Raw genomic sequence first — 22,645 nt, 5'->3', positions numbered from 1 at the left:
GCCCGGGAGAACACCGTGTTCAGGACCGCAGACGCCGAGGCGCGGGCCCGCACCGCCGAACGACGCGCCCACACCGACTACACCGGCGGTGTGTACGGATCGATGCTCTCCGCTTCCGTGGTCGTCGGCGCCGGGGCGGCCGGCTCCTTCCCGCGCGTGCAGATGGTGCTGCTGCTCCTGCTCACCGGGATCGTCTTCTGGCTCGGGCACGTGCACGCCCAGCTGTTCGGGGCCCGGCTGGCCCAGCGGCGCCTGGACCGCCAGGTGGTGTGGCACGTGTGCCGCGACGAGTGGCCGATCGTCAAGGCGGCCGTACCGCCCGCCGTCGCCGTCGCGGTCAGCCCGCTCCTGGGCCTGGACGCACAGGGCGCGGCATGGCTCGCGCTCGCCGTGGCGGTGGCCGGACAGGTGGGCTGGTCGGCGGCCGCGGCCCGGCGGGCGGGCGCGTCCCGGCCGCTGATGGCGGCCACGGCCGGCGTCAACCTGGTCATCGGGCTGATGATCTTGGTCCTCAAGATCGTCCTGACGCACTGACGCACTGACTGCGGACGCACTGGCCGCGGATGCGGATGCGGATGCGGACGCCGGGGCCGGCCGTGATGCGATCCGCGGGCGAGCCGTCGCGCGTATCACCTGCGCCGGGTGAGGCCCCGGACCCCGTTGGGGGCGGAGGCTCACACAGGGGGCGTGGCACGCCCGTCCCCGGCCACAGCGGGAGAGCAGTTGATGCGCTACGAGATCCGCGTCGACGGGCACATGTCGGAGACGCTGGCCAAGGCCTTCCCCGAACTGGACCACGTGGTGATGTCCGGCCAGACGGTCCTGTTCGGTCCCGTGGTGGACGACGCGCACCTGTACGGGCTGCTGGCCCGCTGCCAGTCACTGGGGCTGCGGGTACTGGAAATGCGACGCGTCCCGGAGTGACCCCCGGCTGTTCTCCCGCGCTACCGCTCCACGGGTCCGTCGCGGCGCTGCTGCCTCAGTCCGGTCTGGATGGCGGTGGTCAGCACGCGCGCGGCCACGCCGACGAGCAGCAGCCCGCCCGCCATCTGCAGCATGGCCAGCACCCGCCCCGCCTGGGACCGCGCGGTGATGTCGCCGTACCCGACCGTGGTGAACGTGGTCAGCGTGAAGTACAGCGCGTCCGTCCTGGTCAGATGCTCGGTGAAGGACGTGGGGTCGGCACGGGCGAGGAGGTAGTACGCGCTGGCGAAGAGCAGCAGGAACACCGGCAGCGTGCTCGCCAGGGCCTCGACCGCCTTCAGACGGGGGTACGGCGACTTCGTGACCACCGCCACCTCCCAGGCGAACACCACCGCGACGGCGAGCAGCCCGCCCACGAGCACCGCCGTGGCGCCCAGCGTGCTGTGCGAGTCCATGGGGAGCAGGTAGTAGGCGATGACCAGCCCGACCGTGAGGAGCAGGGAGCGAACCAGCACCATGGCGGCGGACCAGCGATGCGCGCGCAGACCGCCGCCCTCGCGTGGGGGAGCTGCCGGATCGCTCATCTCGTGCCCCTTCCGTTCCGTTCCGTTCCCATCGGCCGGGACTCACGGTTTCCCGTCGGCCGGGACGTCACGGTAACGGGGCGCGGCTGCGGCACCCGGGCATCGTGGCGGTGGCGGGGACGGATCACCCGTCATGGGTGACCCGGCGGCCACCGTGGCGCGGGAGTCTGGCCCACGGGTCCTCGCACGCCGTCCCGCCGGCGGTCCGGCGATGACCCGGCAACCGATCCCGCGAGGAGGAGCCATGACCGTATCGCGTGGTTCGGCGGCGCGTACCGGACCGGAGCACCACACCGACGGGACGGCACCCGCGTCCGCCGGGAGCCCCGTGGACACCCTGGCCGCACTCGGCAGTTCCTGGACCTGGATCCTCGCCTCGGCGCTGGCGACGCTGATCCCCGGCGTCATCGTGCTGGTCTGGCCGGACGAGAGCCTGCACGTCCTGGCGGTCATCATCGGGCTGTACCTGCTGGTGGCGGGCGGTTTCCGGTTCGTCGACGCGTTCTCCAGGGAAGGGCACGGCGAGCGGCTCGCACGGCTGCTCGTCGCGGTGCTGTTCGTCCTCGCCGGAGTGCTGTGCCTGAGGCACCCGATGCAGACCATCGCCGCGCTGTCGCTGATCGTCGGTGCCGTCTGGCTGCTGTCCGGCATGCTCACCGCCTACACGGCCCTGGCCGCCGAGGACATCGCCCACCGCGGTTTCGCCCTGGGCATGGCGGCGCTCGCCGTGGTCGCGGGCATCGTGGTGCTCGCCCTGCCCACCCAGTCGGCCGTCGTCCTCACCCGGCTGCTCGGACTGTGGCTGGTGCTCCTCGGAGTGGTCGAGCTGGGGGTCGCCTTCGCCTGGCGGTCGGCGCTGCGCAGGGCACGCGCGGCACAGATGTCCGGACCCACCAGCACGGTCTGAGCGGTGCGTACGGCTGTCTCACCCGCCTCGGGTGAGGCGTGCGTCCCTTGCCGTGCGCACGCTGAAGAGCGGCAGAGACCGGAACGGACGGAAGAGACCGGAACGGACGGAGGAGAGAAATGAGCGCGCAGATGAACCTCGCCTACGACTACCCGCTGCTGAGCGCCTTCTGGACCATGCTGTGGTTCTTCCTGTGGATCATGTGGTTCGTCCTGCTCTTCCGCGTCGTGGTCGACATCTTCCGCGACGACGACATGGGCGGCTGGGCCAAGGCGGGCTGGCTGGTGTTCTGCATCGTGCTGCCCTTCCTCGGCGTCTTCGTCTACGTCATCGCGCGCGGCAAGAGCATGGGCCAGCGGGAGATCGCCCAGGCGCAGAAGCAGCAGGAGGCGTTCAACTCCTACATCCGGGAGACCGCGGGCGGCGGCACGTCGCACGTGGACGAGCTCGCCCGGCTGTCCGAGCTGCGCACGCGCGGCGACATCTCCGACGAGGAGTTCGCCCGCGCCAAGCAGATGATCCTCTCCGACGGCGTCCCCGCCGGCCGCGCGACCTCCGTCACCTCCACCCCCGAGACACCCGACACCTCCGTCAGCTCCACTCCCGGGCGCCGCTGAGCACGCCGGGCGAGACGAAACGAGGCAGAAGATGGCATCGACCCACACCGCCCGTTCGCACACGGCGAAGCAGGCCTGGGCCACCGGCCTGACGGCCTTCGCGGCCGTCATGCTGATGATCGCCGGAGTGCTCGACATCTTCCGGGGCATCATGGGCATCGCCCAGGACGACGTCTTCGTCAGCACCCGCAACTACGTCTTCCAGTTCGACCTCACCGGCTGGGGATGGATTCACCTCATCCTCGGGGTACTCGCGGTGATCATCAGCCTGGGACTGTTCCAGGGGGCGATGTGGGCACGGGTGGCCGGGGTGACGATCGCCGGTCTGATCATCCTCGCCAACTTCCTGTCCCTGCCGTACTACCCGGTGTGGTCGGTCGTCATGATCGCGTTCTCGGGCTTCATCATCTGGGCCCTGTGCGTGATGCGTCCGGAGGAGATGCCCACCGGTTCCCAGGGCGCGCCGCGCGGGCCGTGAGGTCCGCCGGCGGTGGTGGGACCGGTCCGCGGCGAGTCCTCTCGCCGCGGACCGGTTTTCAGTGCGCGCCGGTGCCGCCGGTGCCCCCGGGAGTGCTGGCGGCGCCGGCGGCGGGTGGCGGTGCGGAGGGTTCGCCGGGGTCGAGGAACTCCCGGATCGCGAAAGCCACCAGGGTGATGACCGCCGTCCAGACCACGACCGCCGTGGTCGGATAGCTCCAGGTGAACAGTACGACCGCCGCGATGATCACGATGGCCGCCCCGATCCAGTGCTTGAAGCGGTGGACGAACCGCCCGACCGCGCCGAGGCGCAGTCCCGCCGAGGCCGACACGTCGCGCAGCGCGCCGATGCTCCTGCGGCAGCCGGTGCGGGTGAGCACGGCGACCCGCGACGGGCCGGCGAGGAAGGCGCCGATGGCGGTGAACAGGGCGACCGCGGCGAGGGCCCGGATGCCTGCCCGCAGGAACCTCACCAGCGCGTCGTACACGGAACCCGCCGCGGCCTGGGACGCCGACGGAGGCAGGTGGTTGAGATAGACGTCCCGGGCGACGGTGAGGCCGATCCCGAGGATCAGCATGGCCACGAACACGGCCAGCGCGACCCCGATCAGGGCGTGCCTGCGGTTGAACGCCACGTACACCCCGGCGGCCGCGACCAGCAGCGCGATGAGCGGCAGCCAGCCGCCGAGGATCTGCAGGACCCGTACGAGGGTTTTGACCTTGCCGATGTCCTTGGACGCGAACACCACGAACTGGGTGTGCACGGCCGGGATTCTCGCGGCGGGTGCGAAGCCCGCGTCGACCAGCCGGGTCTTCACATCGGCGACGATCGGCCCGAGGTCGATGACGACCTGGTTGTTCACCAGCTTGACCGTGCTGTCGGCCTGTCCCGTCAGGGCCTTGACCATCGCCGTGTGCGTCCGGCGGTTGGCGTTCACCCAGACCGTCTGGAAGGCACTGCTGGAGACCGCGCGTTCGACGACGTTGCCCACGAGCTGCTTGAGCCCGTTCTCGATCGGACCGCTCAGATTGCCCAGCAGCTGTGCGGCCCGCGGCGGGACACCCTTCTGCGAGGCCGCGTCCCTCAGCTGCTTGACCAGCGCGTTCACGTCGATCTGCGCCAGCACCGCGTCGGTGACCCGGTTGGTGACCGCCTTCTGCACATCGGGATCGCTCGCCAGCGGCCCCACGGTGGCCACGTACCTGTCCGTGTCCTGAACGATGCTGTTGGCCCACACCGCGACCACGGACAGCAGCGACAGCGCCGCGGCCAGAAGGATCAGCAGGGCCGCGCCGATCGAACGGAACGGGTGGTGTCTCGGTCTCCCGGGCAGCCGGGCGCTCTCCAGGACGTTCACCCGCTGCCGCAGCTGCTCCAGCTCGTCGCGCGCCGCGGGCGGAAGCTGCTCGTCACCGCTGTCGCTCATGGTGACCAGCAGATCCGTACAGCGCGTGGCCCGCTACCCGGCCGGGCCGGGCGGGTGAACGGCGCCCGCGGGAGCGCGAGGGCCGGGGCCCCTCAGCGCGCGGCGCGACCCACGACCGCCCCCAGATGAATCACCACGCCGACCGCCACCAGCCAGGACAGGATGACCATGACGACGCCGATGGGGCCGTACTTCTGCTCGTTCGCCACGATCGTCGCGGAGAAGTAGTGGGCGGAGAAAATCGCGAGGCCGGTCCAGCACACACTGGTGGCGAGCGCGGCAGGGAGGAGTGCGCGCCATCGCACCGCGCCGGTGAGCAGCACGTACATGCTCGCCCACCAGAAGAGGACCGCCCACACGAAGCCGACCAGCACGGGCAGGAGCAGGCCGCCGAGCGCCCTGCCGGACGCGGCCTGCGCGGCGGCGTAGGCGAGCAGCCCGGCGAGCCAGACGAGCCGTGCCGCGGTGTTGCGCCACCAGTCTCCCGGGACGTCGAAGAGCATCTGGTACCAGCTTTGGAGGGTCCCGGCGACGGCGACGGCGCCGAGCACGAGCAGGACGGCGCTCGTCACCGTGAGGGTGGTCGAGCTCGTCGTGGGCGCGAACAGGGACGCCACGGCCTCGGCCGCCTGCTGGTTCAGCCCCAGCCAGCCGGCGAGGGCGACGGCCGCGCTGCGCCCCGCCGCGGCCGTGACGATGATCAGGAACGGGAAGAAGCACAGGAACGCGAGCGCGGCCTGCTGGAAGGAGTGCCCGAAGAAGTCGACCGCCCAGATCCGCCCCCAGAGGCGGCCGGCACCGCTGTCCTGGAAACGGCGGGCCGACGTCCGCCATCGCAGGCTCGCACGCTCGTACGGGCGGGGCGCTTTCCCGCCGTCGTTCATGGAGCGCCCTCCCGGGGCTCCTTTCCAGCGGCCGCTCTCCCCGCGGGCGCCTTTCCGGCGGCCGCTTTTCCGGCGGGCAGGCCGCCCGTGGCCAGAAGGCTCACCAGGGTGATGCCCCCGGTCGCCAGGACGGCCGCCTTCAGTCCGTCGAGCTGGGCCGTGGCGTAGGACTCGGTGACGGCGTCCACCTCGGACGGGGGCAGCCCAGCCTGCTCGGCCGCCGAGCGAACGTGGCCCGTGCTGACGAAGCTGACCCCGGCCTCCAGAGCGATGCTCGTCTGCCGGCGGGCCTCGTCGGACAGGAGCGGGTTGTCCTCGACGTACGTGGTGAAGGCGTGGGCCAGCGCGCCGATCAGGAGGGACCCGATGAGGGCCGTGCCCAGCGCCGAGCCCAGGTTCTGGGCCGTGAACTGAAGCCCGCCGACCTCACTGCGCTCCTCCTCGCCGACACTGGACTGCACGACGTTGCCGAGCTGCGAGGCGAGCAGTCCCATGCCGAGGCCGAGGAGCGCCATGGCCCCGAAGAACTGGGCGTCGTCGATGACGGGGTCGATGGTGGCCAGCAGCCACGCGATCGCCGCCAGCAGCGTCAGCAGGGCCACGCGCACCACCCTGCGGGCTCCGGCCCTGCGTCCGAGCCGGGCGGCACCGAGCGAGGCCACGAGCATGGTGACGGAGACCGGCACCAGCCGCAGCCCCGTCTGGAAGGCGTCGAAGCCCTGCACCACCTGCAGATAGAGCGGAATGGTGAAGAACAGGCCCAGCAGGATGAGGTTCTGGCTCAGCAGGGTGGACAGCCCCGAACGCAGCGCCGGCCCGCCGAGCAGGGACAGGTGCACCAGGGGGTCGTCACCGCGGGCCTCCCGGTGTCTCTCCCAGGTGCGGAAGAGGCGGAGGACGACCGCCCCGGCCGCGACCACGAACAGTGTCGGGGCGAAGCCCAGGACCGTGAACGGGGGGTTGCGCGGCCGCACCCACCCCCACGAACTGCTCTGCAGCACACCGAGCACGCCGAGGCCGAGCCCGACCGCCGAGAGCACGGCGCCGACCACGTCCAGGCCGGGGCGCCGCCCGCTCGGGGCGCTCTCCACGACCGCCCGGCGGAAGCAGAGCACGGCCAGCACGACCACGACCTCGGCGGCGAACACCAGACGCCAGGTGAGATACGTCGTCACCCAGCCGCCCAGGAGCGGGCCCACGGCGATGCCGGCGCCGGCCAGGCCCCCGATGACGCCGTAGGCGACGGAGCGCTCCCTGTCGCGGTAGGACTCGGCGACGAGGGCCGCCATGGAGGGCAGCACCATGGCGGCGCCGAGCCCTTCGATGATGGACCAGCCCAGCGTGAGAACCCACAAAGTGGGCGCGACGGCGGTCAGGGCGGACCCGGTGCCGTAGACCGCCATCCCGAGCAGGAACACACGGCGACGCCCCAGGACGTCCCCGATCCGGCCACCGATGATCATGAAGGCGGCCATGACCAGGGCGTACAGCGTGATGACGGCCTGGATGGCGGTGACGTCGGTGTCGAAGTCCTCCACCAGCCGGCTGATGGAGACGTTCATGACGGAGGTGTCCAGCACCATCAGGAACTGCGCCGTCCCGAGGACGATCAGAGCTCGCCAATGTCTCACACGCCCATGGCACCCCGCATCGCCCGCCGGCACCTCACCTGCCACGGGGGAGCCGGGGTGCGGTGCCGCGGGCGAACGGGGTCCCTAGAAGAAGCCGAGGGGTCCCTAGAAGAAGCCGAGCTTCTTCGGCGAGTACGACACCAGGAGGTTCTTCGTCTGCTGGTAGTGGTCCAGCATCATCTTGTGGGTCTCGCGGCCGATGCCGGACTGCTTGTACCCGCCGAAAGCGCTGTGCGCGGGATACGCGTGGTAGCAGTTCGTCCAGACGCGGCCCGCCTGGATGGCGCGGCCGGCGCGGTAGGCGGTGTTCATGTCGCGGGTCCACACGCCCGCGCCCAGGCCGTACAGCGTGTCGTTGGCGATCTTCACCGCGTCGTCGAAGTCGTCGAAGGACGTCACCGAGACCACCGGCCCGAAGATCTCCTCCTGGAAGATCCGCATCCGGTTGTCGCCCTCGAACACGGTGGGCTGCACGTAGTAGCCGCCCTTCAACTCCCCGTCATACTCGATGCGTTCGCCGCCGGTCAGGACCCGGGCGCCCTCCTGCCGGCCGATGTCGATGTAGGAGAGGATCTTCTCCAGCTGGTCGTTGGAGGCCTGGGCGCCGATCATCGTGTCGGTGTCGAGGGGGTGGCCCGGCTTGATGAGTCCGGTGCGCTCGACCGCCGCGCCGACGAACTCGGCGTAGTGGCCGCGCTGGACCAGGGCCCGGGACGGGCAGGTGCACACCTCGCCCTGGTTGAGCGCGAACATCGTGAAGCCCTCGAGCGCCTTGTCGAGGAATTCGTCCTCGGCCGCGGAGACGTCGTCGAAGAAGATGTTCGGCGACTTGCCGCCCAGCTCCAGGGTGACGGGCTTGATGTTCTCGGCGGCGTACTGCATGATCAGCCGCCCGGTCGTGGTCTCACCGGTGAACGCCACCTTCGCCACGCGCGGACTGGACGCCAGCGGCTTGCCCGCCTCCACGCCGAAGCCGTTCACGATGTTGAGCACCCCGGGCGGCAGCAGGTCGGCGACCAGGCTCATCCAGTAGTGGATGGAGGCCGGCGTCTGCTCGGCGGGCTTGAGCACCACCGCGTTGCCCGCCGCCAGCGCGGGCGCGAGCTTCCAGGCGGCCATGAGGATCGGGAAGTTCCACGGGATGATCTGCGCGACCACACCCAGCGGTTCGTGGAAGTGGTACGCCACCGTCCCCTCGTCGATCTCGCCGAGCGAACCCTCCTGGGAGCGGATCGCCCCCGCGAAGTAGCGGAAGTGGTCGACGGCCAGCGGGATGTCGGCGGCCAGGGTCTCGCGCACCGGCTTGCCGTTCTCCCAGCTCTCCGCCACCGCCAGCGGCTCCAGGTGCGCCTCCATGCGGTCGGCGATCTTCAGCAGGATGTCGGAGCGCTCGGACGCCGACGTCCGGGCCCACGCCGGCGCGGCGGCGTGCGCCGCGTCCAGCGCGCGCTCGACGTCCTCGGCCGTCCCGCGCGCGACCTCGGTGAACGACTGCCCGTTCACCGGCGACGGGTTCTCGAAGTACTGCCCCCGGGCCGGCGGCACGTACTCGCCGCCGATGAAGTGGTCGTAGCGCGCCTGGTAGGAGACGATCGCGCCCTCCGTGCCCGGCGCCGCGTAACGGGTCATCCTTTTCTGCCTCCCTCAGCAGCGCTGCCCGCCGTTGGGCAGCTCTCGCCGCGAGGCTAGGCAGCGCCACGTTGCAAGGAGGTTGCGCGCTCCGGGCCGCCCGGGCGGCCGCCCGGGCCGTTGCCCGTCCGGGTGTGCGGGCCGCTGGGCCACCGGGGCGCGCGGGCCGCCGGCCGGCTGGACGCGCGGGCCGCTGGGCTCTGGGCCGCCTGGGCGTGCGGGCCGCCCGGGTGGCTATCGGGGGTGCGGGCCGGCCGGGGCCGAGAGTTCGGCCTCGAGCGCGGCGAGCCGGGAGCGCACGGCCGCGGCCGGGCGTACGGCCGCCAGGGCGCGCCAGACCTCGAGGTCGTCCTCACCCCACGGCGCGTGCGCCCAGTCGGCCAGCAGGTCCGGGTCGCGGCGGGCGATCAGCGCGCCGCGCAGCCCGTCCGCCAGGCGCTCCCGCAGGCGCACCACCGCCGGAGCCTGCGAGGCGGGCAGCAACGGACCGCCGTACGCCGCCACGGCCGCCGCCACCGCTCCCGCCCGCAGTCGCCGCTCCACCACGGCCACGTCCGACACCACCGGACGGCTGAGCCGGTACGGCCGCGACGCGAGCAGCCCCGGCCCCAGCACCCGGCGCAGCCGCGCCAGTTCGGCGCGCAGCGTGACGGGCGTGACCGACTCGTCCTCGTACAGCGCGCACAGCAGCTCATCACCGGTCACGCCCTCGGGACGGCGCGCCAGCAGCACCATGATCTCGCTGTGCCTGCGGCTGAGGCGGATGGAGCCGCCGTCCAGCAGCAACCGGGCCTCGTCGCGGCCGAGCACCGTCAGCTCGGCCGCGCCGGCGGCGTCCGCCCGCGGACCCAGCAGCGCCAGCTGGGCCTCGGCCGCACGCGCCACCGCCTGCACGAATCCGAGGCTGTGCGGGTGCGCGAGGCCGTCCCCGCCGGTGATGTCCACGGCGCCGAGCACCCGCCCGGAGCGCGGGTCGTGCACGGGGGCAGCCGCGCACGTCCACGGCTGGACCTGCCGGATGAAGTGCTCGGCGGCGAACACCTGGACCGGACGGCCGACGGCCACCGCCGTGCCCGGCGCGTTCGTCCCCACCGCGGACTCCGCCCAGCTGGCGCCCGGCACGAAGTTCATCCGGTCCGCCTTCCGGCGCGTGGCCCGGTGGCCCTCCACCCACAGCAGTCGGCCGTGCGCGTCGCACACCGCGAGCAGGTGCTCCCCGTCGGCGGCGAAGGTGCCCATCAGCTCCCGGAACAGCGGCATCACCGGCGCCAGCGGGTGCTCCGCCCGGTAGGCGCCGAGGTCGCCGTCCGCGAGTTCCACGCTCGCGCTGCCGTCGGGCCCGACGCCGGCCCGCGCCGAACGCCGCCACGAGTCCGCCACCACCGGACGCACCGGCCCCGGCACCGTGCCCACCGCGGTGAACGTCTCGTGCGCCCGGCGCAGCGCCCGCAGACGCTCGGCAGCGTCGGCCCCCGGCTCCAGGGCCACCCACGGATCGGTCAACTCGGCCTCCCGGACGGCGATGCGGCTGGGGGACATCGTCACTCCCGGTGCGCGCCCCGACAACCACTTCGACGACGCTCACCCGAACGACGGCCCGCCCGGCGCCCGCCCGCAGCCCGCCCGCGCCGCGCGGCGCCCGCCGTCAGGCGAAGTTGACCAGTTTGATGTAGCGGACCCAGTCCCAGTTCGGCCCGGGATCGGTGTGGTCGGTGCCGGGCACTTCGGCGTGCCCGATGATGTGCGCGCGGTCCTTCGGGATGCCGTATTTGTCGCAGATCGCCGCGGTGAGCTTCGCCGACCGCTCGTACAGGGCGTCGGTGAAGTACGCCGGCTTGTCCACCCACCCTTCGTGCTCGATGCCGATGCTGTGCGTGTTGTAGTCCCAGTTGCCCGCGTGCCAGGCGACGTCCGCCTCGCGCACGCACTGCGCGACATGGCCGTCGGCGGAGCGGACCACGTAGTGCGCGGAGACCTTCTTCTGGGGGTTCTGGAAGATGGCCAGCGTGTTGGCGTAGGTCTCCTGCGTGACGTGGATGATCACCCGGTCGAGGGAGTAGCTCGTGGGCCGGCTGGACGTCGTGCAGTTGGAGCTGCTCGCCGGCTGCCACTCGGCGGGCGGGTAGTCGGTGGACAGTGGCCGCGCCCCGGCACGCGTGGCGGGGAGTAACGCGTAGGGGACGGCGGCGAGGGCGGCGCCCTTCAGGATCCGTCGTCTGCTGGGCTGGGATCTGGACCGGTCCATGGATGAGAGCCCTTCTGTGGGGGAGGTTCTCGGTCGTCGGCCGGCGCACGCGCTCAGCGCCGCAGCGCAGCCGCGGTCTCGCGCATCCGTGCGTGCATTCCGCGGTGAGTCTCGCGCACCGGCAGCCACTCCTTGCGGAGCTTGGCCACGCAGGTGTAGTTGGTGTCGCACACGTTGGCCAGCGGCGACTCGACGGCCTGAGTGGCGAACTGATACGCGTCCAGCTCGCCGAAGCCGTAGTCGCGCACCAGCCACCGCACCAGGTCCAGCTGGGATATCCGGAACGCGTCCTCCAGCGGGCGCGCCGAGCCGGTGGAGATGATGTGGGTGTCCGACTCGATGCGCGGCCAGGGCGTGGCGATCCCCTTGAGGAGCTCGACGACCACCACCGTGTGCATCGCGCACTCGACGGCGACCCCGCACGTCTCGCCCTCGCCCTGCCGGGCGTGTCCGTCGCCGAGGCTGAGGAGGGCCCCGTCCACGTTGACGCCGAGGTAGCAGGTGACCCCTGCGCGCATCTCGGGCGTGTCCATGTTCCCGCCGTGGGCGTCGGGAACCAGCGCCGAGCGCACCTCCAGGCCGGCCGGGGCCACGCCCACGGTGCCGTGCATGGGATCCATCGGCAACTCCGCCTCGAAGCCGCCGTCCCGGGCCTGGAACAGGACGGTGCGCCGGGCCCGGTCGAGCTGCCAGATCCACACGGTCTCCGGCAGCGGCGGCTGGAGGGTGGCCGTGGTGTGCGTGGAGGTGAGAGCGCCGAACAGCGGCACCGTCGTGGACGCGGCCCAGTCGCGGGCGGGTTCGACGGACACGAAGTGCACGACGAGGGTGTCCCCGGGCTCGGCGCCCTCCACGTGGAAGGGACCGGTCTGCGGATTGAGGAAGGGGAACTCGCACACCTCGGAGACGAGGTCCTTCTCGGACCGCACCCGGCCGCCGAAACAGTCCTCCGTGTACAGGTCGAGGACGGTGCCTGGAGCGATCCGTGCCACGGGGGATACCCCGCCGAACGTCCAGGCGTACTCGCCCGGTTGGGGCCGCACGGTCAGGATGCGGGGGTCGCTCATCGCTGCACAGCTCCGATCTGCGGCGGGACACGGCGCGGTGACGGACGTTCACCGGCGGATGCTCAGCGAGGCGGACACGCGGTGCGCCTCGCGTGAATCACGGTACGGCGAGCGCCGGTCGGGCAGAAGAGCGCGGACCGGCACGGTGGACGAAGCGCGACTTGTGGATAACTCCGCCACCCGAGCGGGTGAATTGGGCGGTGGGCAAGGCGAGTTGCGAGTGCTCGGCACAAGGCCCGCGTCGCGCACCGGGGCCCCCGGGGGTCGTGTGTGTGGAAGCATCACCGGTGTCGTGCGCAAGGGCGGCATCACCGGGGTCGTCTGCAAGGACGGCACCGCCGGGGTCGTGTGCGGCGGCGCACCGCCGGGGGCATGCCGAACCGCGGTCTGCCGGCCTCAGCCGCGTTCGGCCACCGCCGCCGGATCGTCGAGGACCGCGCGCACCACCGCGTGCGCGGCGCCCAGCAGCGGGCCCTCGGGACCCAGCCGCGAGACGGACACCGGACAGGCCGGCCCGGCCGTGCGCCGCGCCAGCTCCGCCCGGAGCGACGGCAGCAGCCAGGGCGCGAGCGCGGCCAGCGCGCCGCCCAGCACCACGGCCTCGGGGTCCAGCAGGTTGACCGCTCCGGTCAAGGCGACGCCCAGCGCCGTACCGGCGTCGTGCAGAGCACGCCGTACCTTCTCGTCACCCTCGGCGGCGCGCGCGGCGAGCAGTCCGACGCGGTCCTCGCCCGGCTCCAGGCCGGCCGCCCTCAGTACCGCTTCCTCGCCCGCGTACTGCTCCAGGCATCCGCGCCCGCCGCACGGGCACCGGGGCCCCTCCGGTTCGACCGGCACGTGTCCCAGCTCGCCCGCGAAGCCCCGCGTCCCGCGCAGCAGCCGCCCGTCGACCACCACCGCGGCACCGATGCCGATCTCCGCCGACACGTGCAGGAAGTCGCGCGGAGTGTCATCGCCGAGCCAGAGTTCGGCCAGCGCGCCGAGGTTGGCCTCGTTGTCGACGGTCAACGGGAGACCGGCGGGCAGCAGGGCGCCGAGATCGGTGTCGTGCCAGTCGAGGTTGGGCGCCCGCACTACCGTACGGCCGTCCCGGGCGATCAGGCCGGGCACGGCGACGGCCAGCCCCGCCGGCCACAGGCCCAGCTGCTCGGCCTTGGCGACGACCTGGCGTATCAGCCCGGTCAGCTCCTCGGCCACCGGCTCGGGGGGGCGGCCCCGGTTCGTGCCGTGCCGTACGGCCCGGGCCCTCACCTCGCCCCGCAGGTCGACCACGCAGGCCGCCAGGTGGTCGACGCCCACCTCCGCGCCGACACCGGCCGGCCCGCGCCCGCTGACGGCGAGCGCGGAGCCCGGGCGGCCCACCCGGCCAGGCCGCTCGGGGCCCAGTTCCTCCACCAGCCCGCTGCGGATGAGCTCGTCGACCAGGGTCGACACCGCGGCGCGGGTCAGCCCGATGCGCGAGGCGACCTGCGCGCGCGACAGCGGGCCCTCGGCGCCGACCGTGTGCAGGACCCGGGCGAGGTTGCGGCGGCGCATGCCCTGCTGGGTGTCGGGCAGCGCGCGCCCGGGTCCGGCCGGGCGGGCCTCGTGCAGCGGTGCGGTCATGCCTGGGTCGTCCTCGGTGGGTGTCCGCGGGGCGGGCCGGTGCGCCCACCGCCGTGTGGTGTCGGTCCGGCGGCTGCCGGTCCCTGGTGCGCGTCCGGTGCCTGCTCGGTCCCTAACGCCGGTCCGGTGCCTGCCGGCCTGTGGTGCCGGTCCCTTGCCGCCGGCCCGTGGCTGTCAGCGGCCCCCCGTCCCCCTCTCCAGCAGCGGGGCCGCGTCGGAGAGTACCCCGGAGATCCTGCTCAGCGTCTCCTCGTCCCGCTCCACGGCCTCCAGCACCGGACCGTCGGCTGTCCGCCAGCGGCGGGCGACCGCGGCCGGGTCCTCGCCGGTGAGCAGCCCGGCGGCCTGGGCGGCGGCGCCGAGGGCGACCAGTTCCCTGGCCTGGGGAATCTGCACCGGCCGTCCGGACAGCCGGCGTACCGTCTGCTGCCAGGCCGTGCCCCGGGCGCCGCCGCCGATCAGCAGCAGCGGTGCGGTGCGGTCGGCGTCCTGGTCGAGGACCAGGTCGAGCGCGCCGAGCAGGGAGTGGACGGCGCCGTCGTAGGCGGCCTGGAGCAGTTGTCCGGCGGTGGTGTCGTGGCGCAGACCGTACAGCAGTCCCGAGGCGGCGGGCAGGTTCGGAGTGCGTTCCCCGTCCAGGTAGGGGAGGAGGGTGACGTCCGTGCCCGGCTCGACGGCCTCCCGGTCCAGGCCCAGGAGGGCGGCGACGCGGTCGACCGCGAGCGTGCAGTTCAGGGTGCAGGCCAGGGGCAGCCAGTCGCCGCCGGCGTCGGCGAAGCCCGCCACCGTGCCGGACGGGTCCGCGGGGCGCTGCCTTGCCACCGCGTAGACCGTGCCCGAGGTGCCGAGGCTCAGAACCGGCGTCCCGGGGCGCAGACCGAGGCCCAGGGCGGCGGCGGCGTTGTCACCGGTGCCTGGTGCGACCAGGGTGCCCTTGGAGAACGGCAGTTCATGGCTGTCGCGCACAGTTCCCGCGACCTCTCCCGGGCGCACCACCCGCGGCAGCAGCGCGGGATCGAGTCCCACATGGGCGAGGATCTCCTCGTCGTACGCCTCCCTCGCCGACGCCCACCAGCCCGTGCCGGACGCGTCGCCGCGGTCGGTCGTGCCCAGGCCGGTCAGCAGCCCCGTGAGGTAGTCGTGCGGCAGACGCACCGCCGCCGTGGACCGCACCGCCTCCGGCTCGTGCTCGGCCAGCCACGCCCACTTCGTCACCGTGAAGGAGGCGCCCGGCACGCTGCCCGTGCGCTCCGCCCACGTCTTGGGGCCGCCCAGCTCCTCCACCAGCCGACGGGCCTGAGGAGCCGAGCGCACGTCGTTCCACAGCAGGGCCGGCCGTACGGGCTCGCCGTGCCCGTCCAGGGTGACCAGGCCGTGCTGCTGGCCGGCGATCGACACGGCGGCGGCCTCGTGCGCCGCGTCACCGCACTGGTGGAGCGCCGAGCACAGGGCGTCCCACCACTGACGCGGGTCGCTCTCGCGGCCCGCGCCGGACGAGACGGTGTGCGGCGCCTGGCCGCTCGCCACGACCTGCCCCGTGGCCGCGTCCACGACGAGCACCTTGGTGGACTGCGTGGACGAGTCCACACCGACGACGAGCGGTCCCTCGGCTGCTGACATCGGCTCTCCCTTTTGTTCGCGGCTCACAGGATCAAGGCTCTGACCTGGCGTTCTCACGCCTGCCCGGGCGCGGCGGCCGGGGGCTCGCCCCGACCGGGGCCCTCTTGTCCCTTCCCAGGGACGCATCGGCATACTAATTTGTAAATCGCCATGACGAAATAGTCGCAAGCGAGCCAAGCGAGCAAGGAGCCGCGGCATGAGCTACCAGCCCACCCCCGAGGACAGGTTCACCTTCGGCCTGTGGACCGTCGGCTGGCAGGGACGGGACCCGTTCGGCGACGCCACGCGCCGCGCCCTCGACCCGGTCGAGACGGTGCAGCGCCTGGCCGAACTCGGTGCCCACGGAGTCACCTTCCACGACGACGACCTGATTCCGTTCGGGTCCTCCGACACCGAGCGCGAGTCGCACATCAAGCGCTTCCGGCAGGCGCTCGACGCGACCGGCATGACCGTGCCGATGGCCACCACCAACCTCTTCGCGCACCCCGTCTTCAAGGACGGCGCGTTCACCGCCAACGACCGCGACGTGCGCCGCTACGCCCTGCGCAAGACCATCCGCAACATCGACCTGGCGGCGGAGCTCGGCGCCAGGACGTACGTGGCCTGGGGCGGCCGCGAGGGAGCCGAGTCCGGCGCCGCCAAGGACGTGCGCGCCGCCCTCGACCGCATGAAGGAGGCCTTCGACCTCCTCGGCGAGTACGTCACCACCCAGGGCTACGACATCCGCTTCGCGATCGAGCCCAAGCCCAACGAGCCGCGCGGCGACATCCTGCTGCCCACCGTCGGTCACGCGCTCGCGTTCATCGAGCGCCTGGAGCGCCCCGAGCTCTACGGCGTCAACCCCGAGGTCGGCCACGAGCAGATGGCCGGGCTGAACTTCCCGCACGGCATCGCCCAGGCGCTGTGGGCGGGCAAGCTGTTCCACATCGACCTCAACGGCCAGTCGGGCATCAAGTACGACCAGGACCTGCGCTTCGGCGCCGGCGACCTGCGCGCCGCCTTCTGGCTGGTCGACCTGCTGGAGAGCGCCGGCTACGAGGGGCCGCGCCACTTCGACTTCAAGCCGCCGCGGACCGAGGACCTGGACGGCGTGTGGGCCTCGGCGGCGGGCTGCATGCGCAACTACCTCATCCTCAAGGAGCGTTCGGCCGCGTTCCGGGCCGACCCGGAGGTGCGGGAGGCCCTGCGCGCGTCCCGACTCGACCAGCTCGCACAGCCCACCGCGGCGGACGGCCTTCAGGCGCTGCTGGCGGACCGGGCGGCCTTCGAGGACTTCGACGTCGAGGCCGCCGCCGCGCGCGGCATGGCGTTCGAGCACCTGGACCAGCTCGCCATGGACCACCTGCTCGGCGCACGCGGCTGACAGCCGGGTCCCGTTGAACGTGGTGCACGCGCGCGCGTGCACCGCGATCAACGGGACCGTCACCACGGTGCCGGGTGCAGCCAGCCCCCCTCGCCCGCGCGGGATGTCCCCCCTGGATGCCCGGGGGCTGGCGCCATGGTCCCGGGCAGCCTGCGCTCCGTACGTTTCCTCAGGTCAGAACATCGCCGAGGAAGCCGGAGACCGAGCCATGCCCCAGCCTGCCGCAGCCGTCGTGGACAGTTCCGAGGACCGAGCCGGCGGGACACACGCGGGCAGTGAGTTCGCACCGCTGCTGCGCGAGGTCAGGCACCGGGGGCTGCTCGAGTACCGGCGCGCCTGGTACGCGCGCACCATCGCCGCGAACGCGCTCGCCCTGGCCGCCGCCGTCACGGGACTGTTCCTGATCGGCGACTCCTGGTGGGCGCTGCTCCTCGCCCCGCCCCTCGCCGTGCTCTGCGCCCGCACGGCCTTCATAGGTCACGACGCCGGCCACGCGCAGATCACGGGCAGCAGGGCGGCCGGCCGCGTCATCGGCCTGATCCACGGCAATCTGCTGCTGGGCCTGAGCTACTCCTGGTGGAACACCAAGCACAACCGCCATCACGCCAATCCGAACCACATCGACAAGGACCCCGACGTCGCGGCGGACGTCCTGGTCTTCACCGCCGGGCAGGCGGGCACGCGCACGGGCCTGCGCCGCCGTATCACGCGCCACCAGGCCTGGTTCTTCTTCCCGCTCACCCTCCTGGAAGGCGTCGCCCTCAAGGTCCACAGCTTCCGGGACCTGCGCCGGCAGCCGCCCCGGGTGCGGGCGTTGGAGGGCGCGCTGCTCCTCACCCACCTCGTGGGCTGCGCCGCGCTGCTCCTCACCTGCCTGTCGCCGGGCAGGGCGCTGGCGTTCGCGGCCCTGCACCAGGCTCTCTTCGGACTGCATCTGGGCCTGGCCTTCGCGCCCAACCACAAGGGCATGGAGATGCCCGACCCGCACGGCGAGCGCTGGGGGCACCTGCGGCGCCAGGTGCTCACCTCCCGCAACATCCGTGGCGGGGTCCTGACGGACTGGTTCCTGGGCGGCCTCAACTACCAGATCGAACACCACCTGTTCCCCAGCATGCCGCGCCCCCACCTGCGCCGGGCCCAGCTGCTGGTGCGGGCCCACTGCCGGAAGCTGGGTATCCCTTATGCGGAGACCGGCCTCGTGGACTCCTACCGTCAGGCACTGCGCCACCTGCACGACGTCGGGGAACCGCTGCGGACGCGGTAGCGCCCGCCCCGGCAGGAAGCCCCAGGGCCGAGCCCGGCCCTGGAGCCGAGCCCGGCCCTGGAGCCCGCCCCACCAGTAGGGGCGGGTCTCAGGGTCGTATCAGGGTCGTCGTCCGGAACCGCCGGGAGGGCGGGGCCGTTTTCACGACAGAGAGCGGCACTGGCCGCGGAGGAGGCGACAGATGTCGAAGAACGCGAAGATCGCCGCAGGGGGTGTGGCGGTCGGACTCATCCTGCTGATCTGGCTGCCCTGGTGGGCCGCCCTGCTGATAGTCCTCGGAGTCCCGGCCGCCGCGTACCTCGCGCTGGATCCCTCCCAGCGCCGCCGGCTGCGCCGCGTCACCCGCAAGGAGCTGGGCCGCTGAGACCGACCGGGCCGCTGAGGCGCTAACGGCCCGGCGTGGCCGCGTCAAGGGCGCAGGAGTCGACCACATCGCCGCTCGCGGGCCTGCCGACGGTCCGGTCCGCGGGCGGACGCACACCGCGCTCCACCCATGAGACCAGCGCGTCGAAGGCGGACCGGTAGCAGGGCAGGATCGGGCGCAGCCGGTCCGGATACGTGTCGTACAGGCCGTCGACGTGGGTGCCGCCCTGGATCGTGTAGTACCGGTGCAGCGCCCCGCGTCCGCTCGCGTCCACCATGCGCGCGTACACGTCGGAGTCCGCGGCCTTGGGCAGCAGCGCGTCGAGGTCGCCGTGCAGCGTGATCAGCGGCTTGCCGATCCGCCCGGTCAGCCCCACGCGGGCCACCGCGCTGTGCACGGAGGCGGGCCGGGAGGCGTAGTCGTACGTCGCGTCGGAGGGGCACGGCGCGAGGATCTGCTCGGCGGTGGTCCCGGCGGACGGCCCCGGGCAGGCCTCGTCGTAACCCGGGTCGAACTCGGCGCGGTAGATCTTCTGCGTCACACCCCAGTAGGCGTGCTCGTGGTACGGCCACAGGAACTCGGAGCCCCGCGCGAAGCCCACGGCGTACATGTCCGCGTCGCCGGCCGAGCCCAGGGTCCGGGCGACCGCCGTGGGAAGGGAGGTGAGCAGACTGGGACCGTCCGCCGTCCACAGCGCACCCTCCCAGTCCACACCGCCGTCGTACAGCTCCGGGTGGTGCTCCAGCTGCCAGCGGGTGAGGTAGCCGCCGTTGGAGATGCCCGTCATGTAGGTGCGGCGCGGGGCCTGTCCGTAGCGCTGGGCGACCGCGCGCTTGGCGGCGCGCGTGAGCTGGGTGGTCCGCGCGTTCCACTCGGCGACGGCGTCGCCGGGCCGGGTGCCGTCGCGGTAGAAGTCGGCTCCGCTGTTGCCCTTGTCGGTGGCCGCGTAGGCGTAGCCCTGTGCCAGTACCCGGTCGGAGATCGCCTTGTCGGTGGCGTACTGCTTGCGGGTGCCCGGCGCGCCCGTCACCACCAGACCGCCGTTCCAGTGGTCGGGCAGCCGGATCACGAACTGCGCGTCGTGGTTCCAGCCGTGCGTCGTGTTGAAGTGGGAGGAGTCCGGGAAGTAGCCGTCGATCTGCACTCCCGGGACCCCGGAGGGGGTGCGGGTGCCCAGTGCGGTCAGTCCCGCCTGGTCGGCCGTGTCCGTGTACGGGGTGCCGGCCAGCCCGGCGGTGGTCAGATCGGGGAGACAGGCCGCCTGCTGGAAGGACGCGCCCGGCACCCGCACGCGCTCCTGGCGCGCACAGTGCCCGTCATGGCCCTGTCCGCTTCCACCCCCTTCCGCGGCACCGGCGGGAGCCGGGCACAAGAAGGCCGCCGTCACCAGGGCGGCGGCGACGAACGGGACACCTCGGGGCAGACGCATGACGGCCTCCAGAGCACGCGGGACAACGGTGGGACAGCACACGGGACGAGCCCGGGGCTGCCCCATCGTGGGGTCCCGACTCCGCGTCATCCATGGGTCAGCGCCACATGGAGACGTGGCTCGGCATGGAGGGGGAAGACATGCGGTGTGGAGGTGAAGCGGTCACGGCCCGACGGTCAGCTGGGGCGCACCGCCAGTTTGTCGAGTGCCTCCAGCAGGCCGGGCAGCTCCGGGCCCCGGCCGACCGGCAGGACCTCACCGGGTTCCTCGTCGAGGAGGACGAAGGCGATGTCGTCGGTGCGGGCCACCATGGACCAGCCGGGCCCGTCCGCGCGCAGGGTCCGCGCCTCGCCCGGGGCGAACGCCGACCGCACCCGGCCGAGCGGCGGCGGCGAGTCCACGTACGCCCGTGCCTCCGCGAGGACGCGCCGGATCCCGGTGTGCCCTGGCGACGCGGCCCCGCTGTCCTTGCCGTCCGAGCGGCCGGCGCCATCCGTGCGATCCCCAGAGCCGGTCGCGCCGTCCCCGCTGCCCTTGGCGGACGGTGCCCCGTCCGATCCATCCGACGCGGCCGATCCATCCGATGAGACCGGTCCGTCCGCCCCGGCCGGCCGGTTCACCGGGGCGAAGGCGGAGTCGTCGATCCTCTCCCGCCACAGGGCCCACCGCAGTGCGATCTCGTCCGCGCCCAGCCTGCGCTGAGCCGGTCCCCAGGTGCTGGTGTCGGGCGGCGTCAGCACCGGCCCGTCCCCGGCGTCCGGCTCCGGATCGTGCGGCGCGGGCACTCCGGGTGCCGCGACGGCGACCGCGAGGGGCCAGCCCGGCAGAGCGGCTACGACCGTGCGCTCGTCGGGAGACAGGTCGTACTCCATGCCGCAGTCCCACGACGCGATGGCCACGGCGACCAGCGACACGTCGTCGATGACGACCGTCCACCGCGCGCCGTCACCGTCCTGCCCCAGCACCAGGCCGTATCCGTCGGCGAGCGGCGCCAGGCCGAGCGCCGCGCAGGCCTCCGGATAGTCGTCGCCCAGCACACTCGGGAACTGCGCCGGCGTCAGCAGTACCGCCGTCAGCACAAAGAGCGCATCGTTCTCGGCGGCGACGGCGTCCTCGTCCGTCCCGGCCATTCCAGCCTCCCCATCGGTTCGTCCATCGGCGCGCACCCTAGTGCGAGTGCGGCGCCGTTGTCACGACTCCCCAGGCCACGCGGACCTGCAGGTTTCCACCTGGAGAGGGGCGAAACGACCTCTTGGTGGCACGCTTCACGCCGCGGGCAGTCCCAGCAGGGACCGGGCCACGGTCCGCGGCGACTGGTCGCGCTCACGCGCCAGGGCGATCACGGCACGGCACGCCAGTTCGTTCACGCCGAACGAGAGGGCCTCCGGCGAGACCCAGGTCGCGGCCTCGTCGATCCCTTCCTGGTCGTCCTCCGCGCAGGCCGACACATAGGCGGCGGCCGCCTCGAACAGGTTGGAGGACCGGCCGTCGCGGCCGCCGCCGTCCGCGGCTTTGTGCGAGGAGCCGGCGAATCTGGTGAAGGACGTGCGGAGCCTGCCGAACATACGGGCACCTTCCCCTGCCTGGTTCCGACGCGGAGCGTTCATGTGCTGCCACTCAACGTAGAGTTGGAGCTCGGACGACAGAAGAGGGGCGGCGTGGCGAAGCGATTCCAACGGCTCGAGCAGATCCGCCGGATGGACCCGGTGGCGGACGCCTCGGAGATCTACCGGCTCTGCGCCGCCTACGAGTTCCCCTGGGACATGACCCGCTCCCTGGAACTGGCCCTCTACCGTACGTACGCCGTCCCCAGCATCGGCCGCCTGCTCGCGGAGACCGCCGAACTCACCGAGCGCACCCAGAAGCGCTACGACGACACCTCGCTGCTCCTCGACGCCGTCGTCGAGCACGGCTTCGCCAGCGAGCAGGGCCGCGAGGCCATCCGCCGCATCAACCGCATGCACCGCAGCTACGACATCAGCAACGACGACATGCGGTACGTGCTGTGCACCTTCGTCGTCATGCCCAAGCGGTGGATCGACGCCTACGGCTGGCGCCGGCTCTCCCGTCACGAGGTCGTCGCGTCCACCGTCCACTACCGCACGCTCGGCCGGCACATGGGCATCAAGGACATCCCGGAGTCCTACGAGGAGTTCGAGGCCCACCTCGACGCCTATGAGGAGGCTCACTTCGGCTGGGACGAGCGGTCACGCGCGGTGTCCGACGCCACGCTCGCCCTGATGGCGTCCTGGTACCCGCGTGCCCTCGCGCCCCTGCTGCGCACGTCGACCCTCGCGCTGCTCGACGAACCGCTGCTGCGGGCCTTCCGTTACGAGCCCCCGAGTGCGCTCACCCGTGCGTTCGTGCGCCGGGCCGTGCGGGCCCGGGGCCGCGCCGTACGGCTCATGCCGCCGCGCCGGTCGCCGCACTTCGCGCGGCAGAACTGGGAGATCAAGAACTACCCGGACGGCTACCGGATCGCCGACCTGGGCACCTGGCCGGTGCCCGGTCTGCGGGGCTGCCCCGTGCGGCACACCGGCGGCCCGGCGAGCGAATCCGCCCGGTGAACCGCCGGCCGGGCCCCGCCGGCCGAGGCCCGGGCAGGGCG

22 protein-coding genes are annotated in these 22,645 nt (G+C 72.6%); 9 read left to right on the top strand and 13 right to left on the bottom strand.

Features of this window, described 5'->3' with window-relative positions:
- The first annotated feature begins 15 nt into the window (after positions 1-15).
- Both IE217_RS07180 and IE217_RS07175 read left to right on the top strand, forming a co-directional pair.
- Entirely contained in the window at positions 16-534 is a 519-nt protein-coding gene (locus tag IE217_RS07180) for a hypothetical protein (RefSeq protein ID WP_190176869.1), read from the top strand.
- A gap of 192 nt (positions 535-726) precedes the next feature.
- Positions 727-924, top strand: coding sequence for a DUF8691 family protein (locus IE217_RS07175; protein ID WP_189704187.1), 198 nt, complete (start codon positions 727-729; stop codon positions 922-924).
- Positions 925-944: 20 nt separating this feature from the next.
- On the opposite strand, the gene IE217_RS07170 is transcribed toward IE217_RS07175, so the two are convergent.
- Positions 945-1,508: a potassium channel family protein gene (locus IE217_RS07170; RefSeq protein WP_190176868.1), complete on the bottom strand. Its 564-nt coding sequence runs from the start codon at positions 1,506-1,508 to the stop codon at positions 945-947.
- Positions 1,509-1,752: 244 nt separating this feature from the next.
- Between IE217_RS07170 and IE217_RS07165 the strand changes: the two genes are divergently transcribed.
- The 3 genes from IE217_RS07165 to IE217_RS07155 all read left to right on the top strand — a co-directional run bounded on the left by IE217_RS07165 (position 1,753) and on the right by IE217_RS07155 (position 3,510).
- Positions 1,753-2,415 carry an HdeD family acid-resistance protein gene (locus IE217_RS07165; RefSeq protein ID WP_190176867.1) on the top strand — a complete coding sequence of 221 codons (663 nt, stop codon included), beginning with the start codon at positions 1,753-1,755 and terminating at the stop codon, positions 2,413-2,415.
- A gap of 119 nt (positions 2,416-2,534) precedes the next feature.
- Positions 2,535-3,032, top strand: coding sequence for an SHOCT domain-containing protein (locus tag IE217_RS07160; protein ID WP_190176866.1), 498 nt, complete (start codon positions 2,535-2,537; stop codon positions 3,030-3,032).
- A 31-nt stretch (positions 3,033-3,063) separates the two neighbouring features.
- On the top strand, positions 3,064-3,510 hold the full coding sequence (locus tag IE217_RS07155; protein ID WP_190176865.1) for a DUF7144 family membrane protein: 447 nt from the start codon (positions 3,064-3,066) through the stop codon (positions 3,508-3,510).
- Positions 3,511-3,568: 58 nt separating this feature from the next.
- Here the strand turns inward: IE217_RS07155 and IE217_RS07150 are convergent, their stop codons facing one another.
- The 9 genes from IE217_RS07150 to xylB all read right to left on the bottom strand — a co-directional run bounded on the left by IE217_RS07150 (position 3,569) and on the right by xylB (position 15,617).
- Entirely contained in the window at positions 3,569-4,936 is a 1,368-nt protein-coding gene (locus tag IE217_RS07150) for a hypothetical protein (RefSeq protein ID WP_229865080.1), read from the bottom strand.
- A gap of 92 nt (positions 4,937-5,028) precedes the next feature.
- Complete coding sequence (locus tag IE217_RS07145; protein ID WP_190176864.1) at positions 5,029-5,820, bottom strand: YhjD/YihY/BrkB family envelope integrity protein; 792 nt, start codon at positions 5,818-5,820, stop codon at positions 5,029-5,031.
- Positions 5,817-7,451 (bottom strand): MFS transporter, encoded by a 1,635-nt coding sequence (locus IE217_RS07140; RefSeq protein WP_190176863.1) that lies wholly within the window; start codon positions 7,449-7,451, stop codon positions 5,817-5,819. Before IE217_RS07140 ends, IE217_RS07145 begins: the two co-directional genes overlap by 4 nt.
- A 105-nt stretch (positions 7,452-7,556) precedes the next feature.
- Positions 7,557-9,080 carry an acetaldehyde dehydrogenase ExaC gene (gene exaC, locus IE217_RS07135; protein WP_190176862.1) on the bottom strand — a complete coding sequence of 508 codons (1,524 nt, stop codon included), beginning with the start codon at positions 9,078-9,080 and terminating at the stop codon, positions 7,557-7,559.
- 234 nt (positions 9,081-9,314) lie between these two features.
- Complete coding sequence (locus tag IE217_RS07130) at positions 9,315-10,583, bottom strand: GAF domain-containing protein (protein WP_190177029.1); 1,269 nt, start codon at positions 10,581-10,583, stop codon at positions 9,315-9,317.
- Between the two features lie 142 nt (positions 10,584-10,725).
- Positions 10,726-11,325 carry an N-acetylmuramoyl-L-alanine amidase gene (locus IE217_RS07125; RefSeq protein ID WP_190176861.1) on the bottom strand — a complete coding sequence of 200 codons (600 nt, stop codon included), beginning with the start codon at positions 11,323-11,325 and terminating at the stop codon, positions 10,726-10,728.
- 53 nt (positions 11,326-11,378) lie between these two features.
- A complete protein-coding gene (locus IE217_RS07120) occupies positions 11,379-12,392 on the bottom strand; it encodes an acetamidase/formamidase family protein (protein ID WP_190176860.1) in 1,014 nt (337 codons plus the stop codon).
- 396 nt (positions 12,393-12,788) lie between these two features.
- The gene (locus IE217_RS07115; RefSeq protein WP_190176859.1) at positions 12,789-13,997 is read right to left on the bottom strand and encodes an ROK family transcriptional regulator; all 1,209 of its coding nucleotides are present in this window, start codon (positions 13,995-13,997) and stop codon (positions 12,789-12,791) included.
- A 174-nt stretch (positions 13,998-14,171) separates the two neighbouring features.
- The gene (gene xylB, locus IE217_RS07110; protein ID WP_190176858.1) at positions 14,172-15,617 is read right to left on the bottom strand and encodes a xylulokinase; all 1,446 of its coding nucleotides are present in this window, start codon (positions 15,615-15,617) and stop codon (positions 14,172-14,174) included.
- A gap of 196 nt (positions 15,618-15,813) precedes the next feature.
- Between xylB and xylA the strand changes: the two genes are divergently transcribed.
- From xylA to IE217_RS07095, 3 genes are all read left to right on the top strand, one after another.
- Positions 15,814-16,980 carry a xylose isomerase gene (gene xylA / locus IE217_RS07105; RefSeq protein WP_190176857.1) on the top strand — a complete coding sequence of 389 codons (1,167 nt, stop codon included), beginning with the start codon at positions 15,814-15,816 and terminating at the stop codon, positions 16,978-16,980.
- 208 nt (positions 16,981-17,188) lie between these two features.
- Positions 17,189-18,244, top strand: a complete 1,056-nt coding sequence (locus IE217_RS07100) for an acyl-CoA desaturase (protein WP_190176856.1) — start codon at positions 17,189-17,191, stop codon at positions 18,242-18,244.
- 181 nt (positions 18,245-18,425) lie between these two features.
- Entirely contained in the window at positions 18,426-18,608 is a 183-nt protein-coding gene (locus tag IE217_RS07095) for a tail-anchor membrane protein (protein WP_112467663.1), read from the top strand.
- Positions 18,609-18,630: 22 nt separating this feature from the next.
- On the opposite strand, the gene IE217_RS07090 is transcribed toward IE217_RS07095, so the two are convergent.
- From IE217_RS07090 to IE217_RS07080, 3 genes are all read right to left on the bottom strand, one after another.
- A complete protein-coding gene (locus tag IE217_RS07090) occupies positions 18,631-20,037 on the bottom strand; it encodes a tannase/feruloyl esterase family alpha/beta hydrolase (protein WP_190176855.1) in 1,407 nt (468 codons plus the stop codon).
- Between the two features lie 176 nt (positions 20,038-20,213).
- On the bottom strand, positions 20,214-21,167 hold the full coding sequence (locus IE217_RS07085) for a hypothetical protein (protein WP_190176854.1): 954 nt from the start codon (positions 21,165-21,167) through the stop codon (positions 20,214-20,216).
- 135 nt (positions 21,168-21,302) lie between these two features.
- Positions 21,303-21,602 carry a hypothetical protein gene (locus tag IE217_RS07080; RefSeq protein ID WP_190176853.1) on the bottom strand — a complete coding sequence of 100 codons (300 nt, stop codon included), beginning with the start codon at positions 21,600-21,602 and terminating at the stop codon, positions 21,303-21,305.
- A gap of 132 nt (positions 21,603-21,734) precedes the next feature.
- Between IE217_RS07080 and IE217_RS07075 the strand changes: the two genes are divergently transcribed.
- Positions 21,735-22,604, top strand: coding sequence for an oxygenase MpaB family protein (locus IE217_RS07075; protein ID WP_190177028.1), 870 nt, complete (start codon positions 21,735-21,737; stop codon positions 22,602-22,604).
- The last annotated feature ends 41 nt before the right edge of the window (positions 22,605-22,645 follow it).

The sequence above is a fragment of the Streptomyces naganishii JCM 4654 genome, from assembly GCF_014650575.1.
Lineage (GTDB): Bacteria > Actinomycetota > Actinomycetes > Streptomycetales > Streptomycetaceae > Streptomyces > Streptomyces naganishii.
Note: the sequence above shows the minus strand (reverse complement) of the source record. Positions and strands in the feature narration are given on the sequence as shown.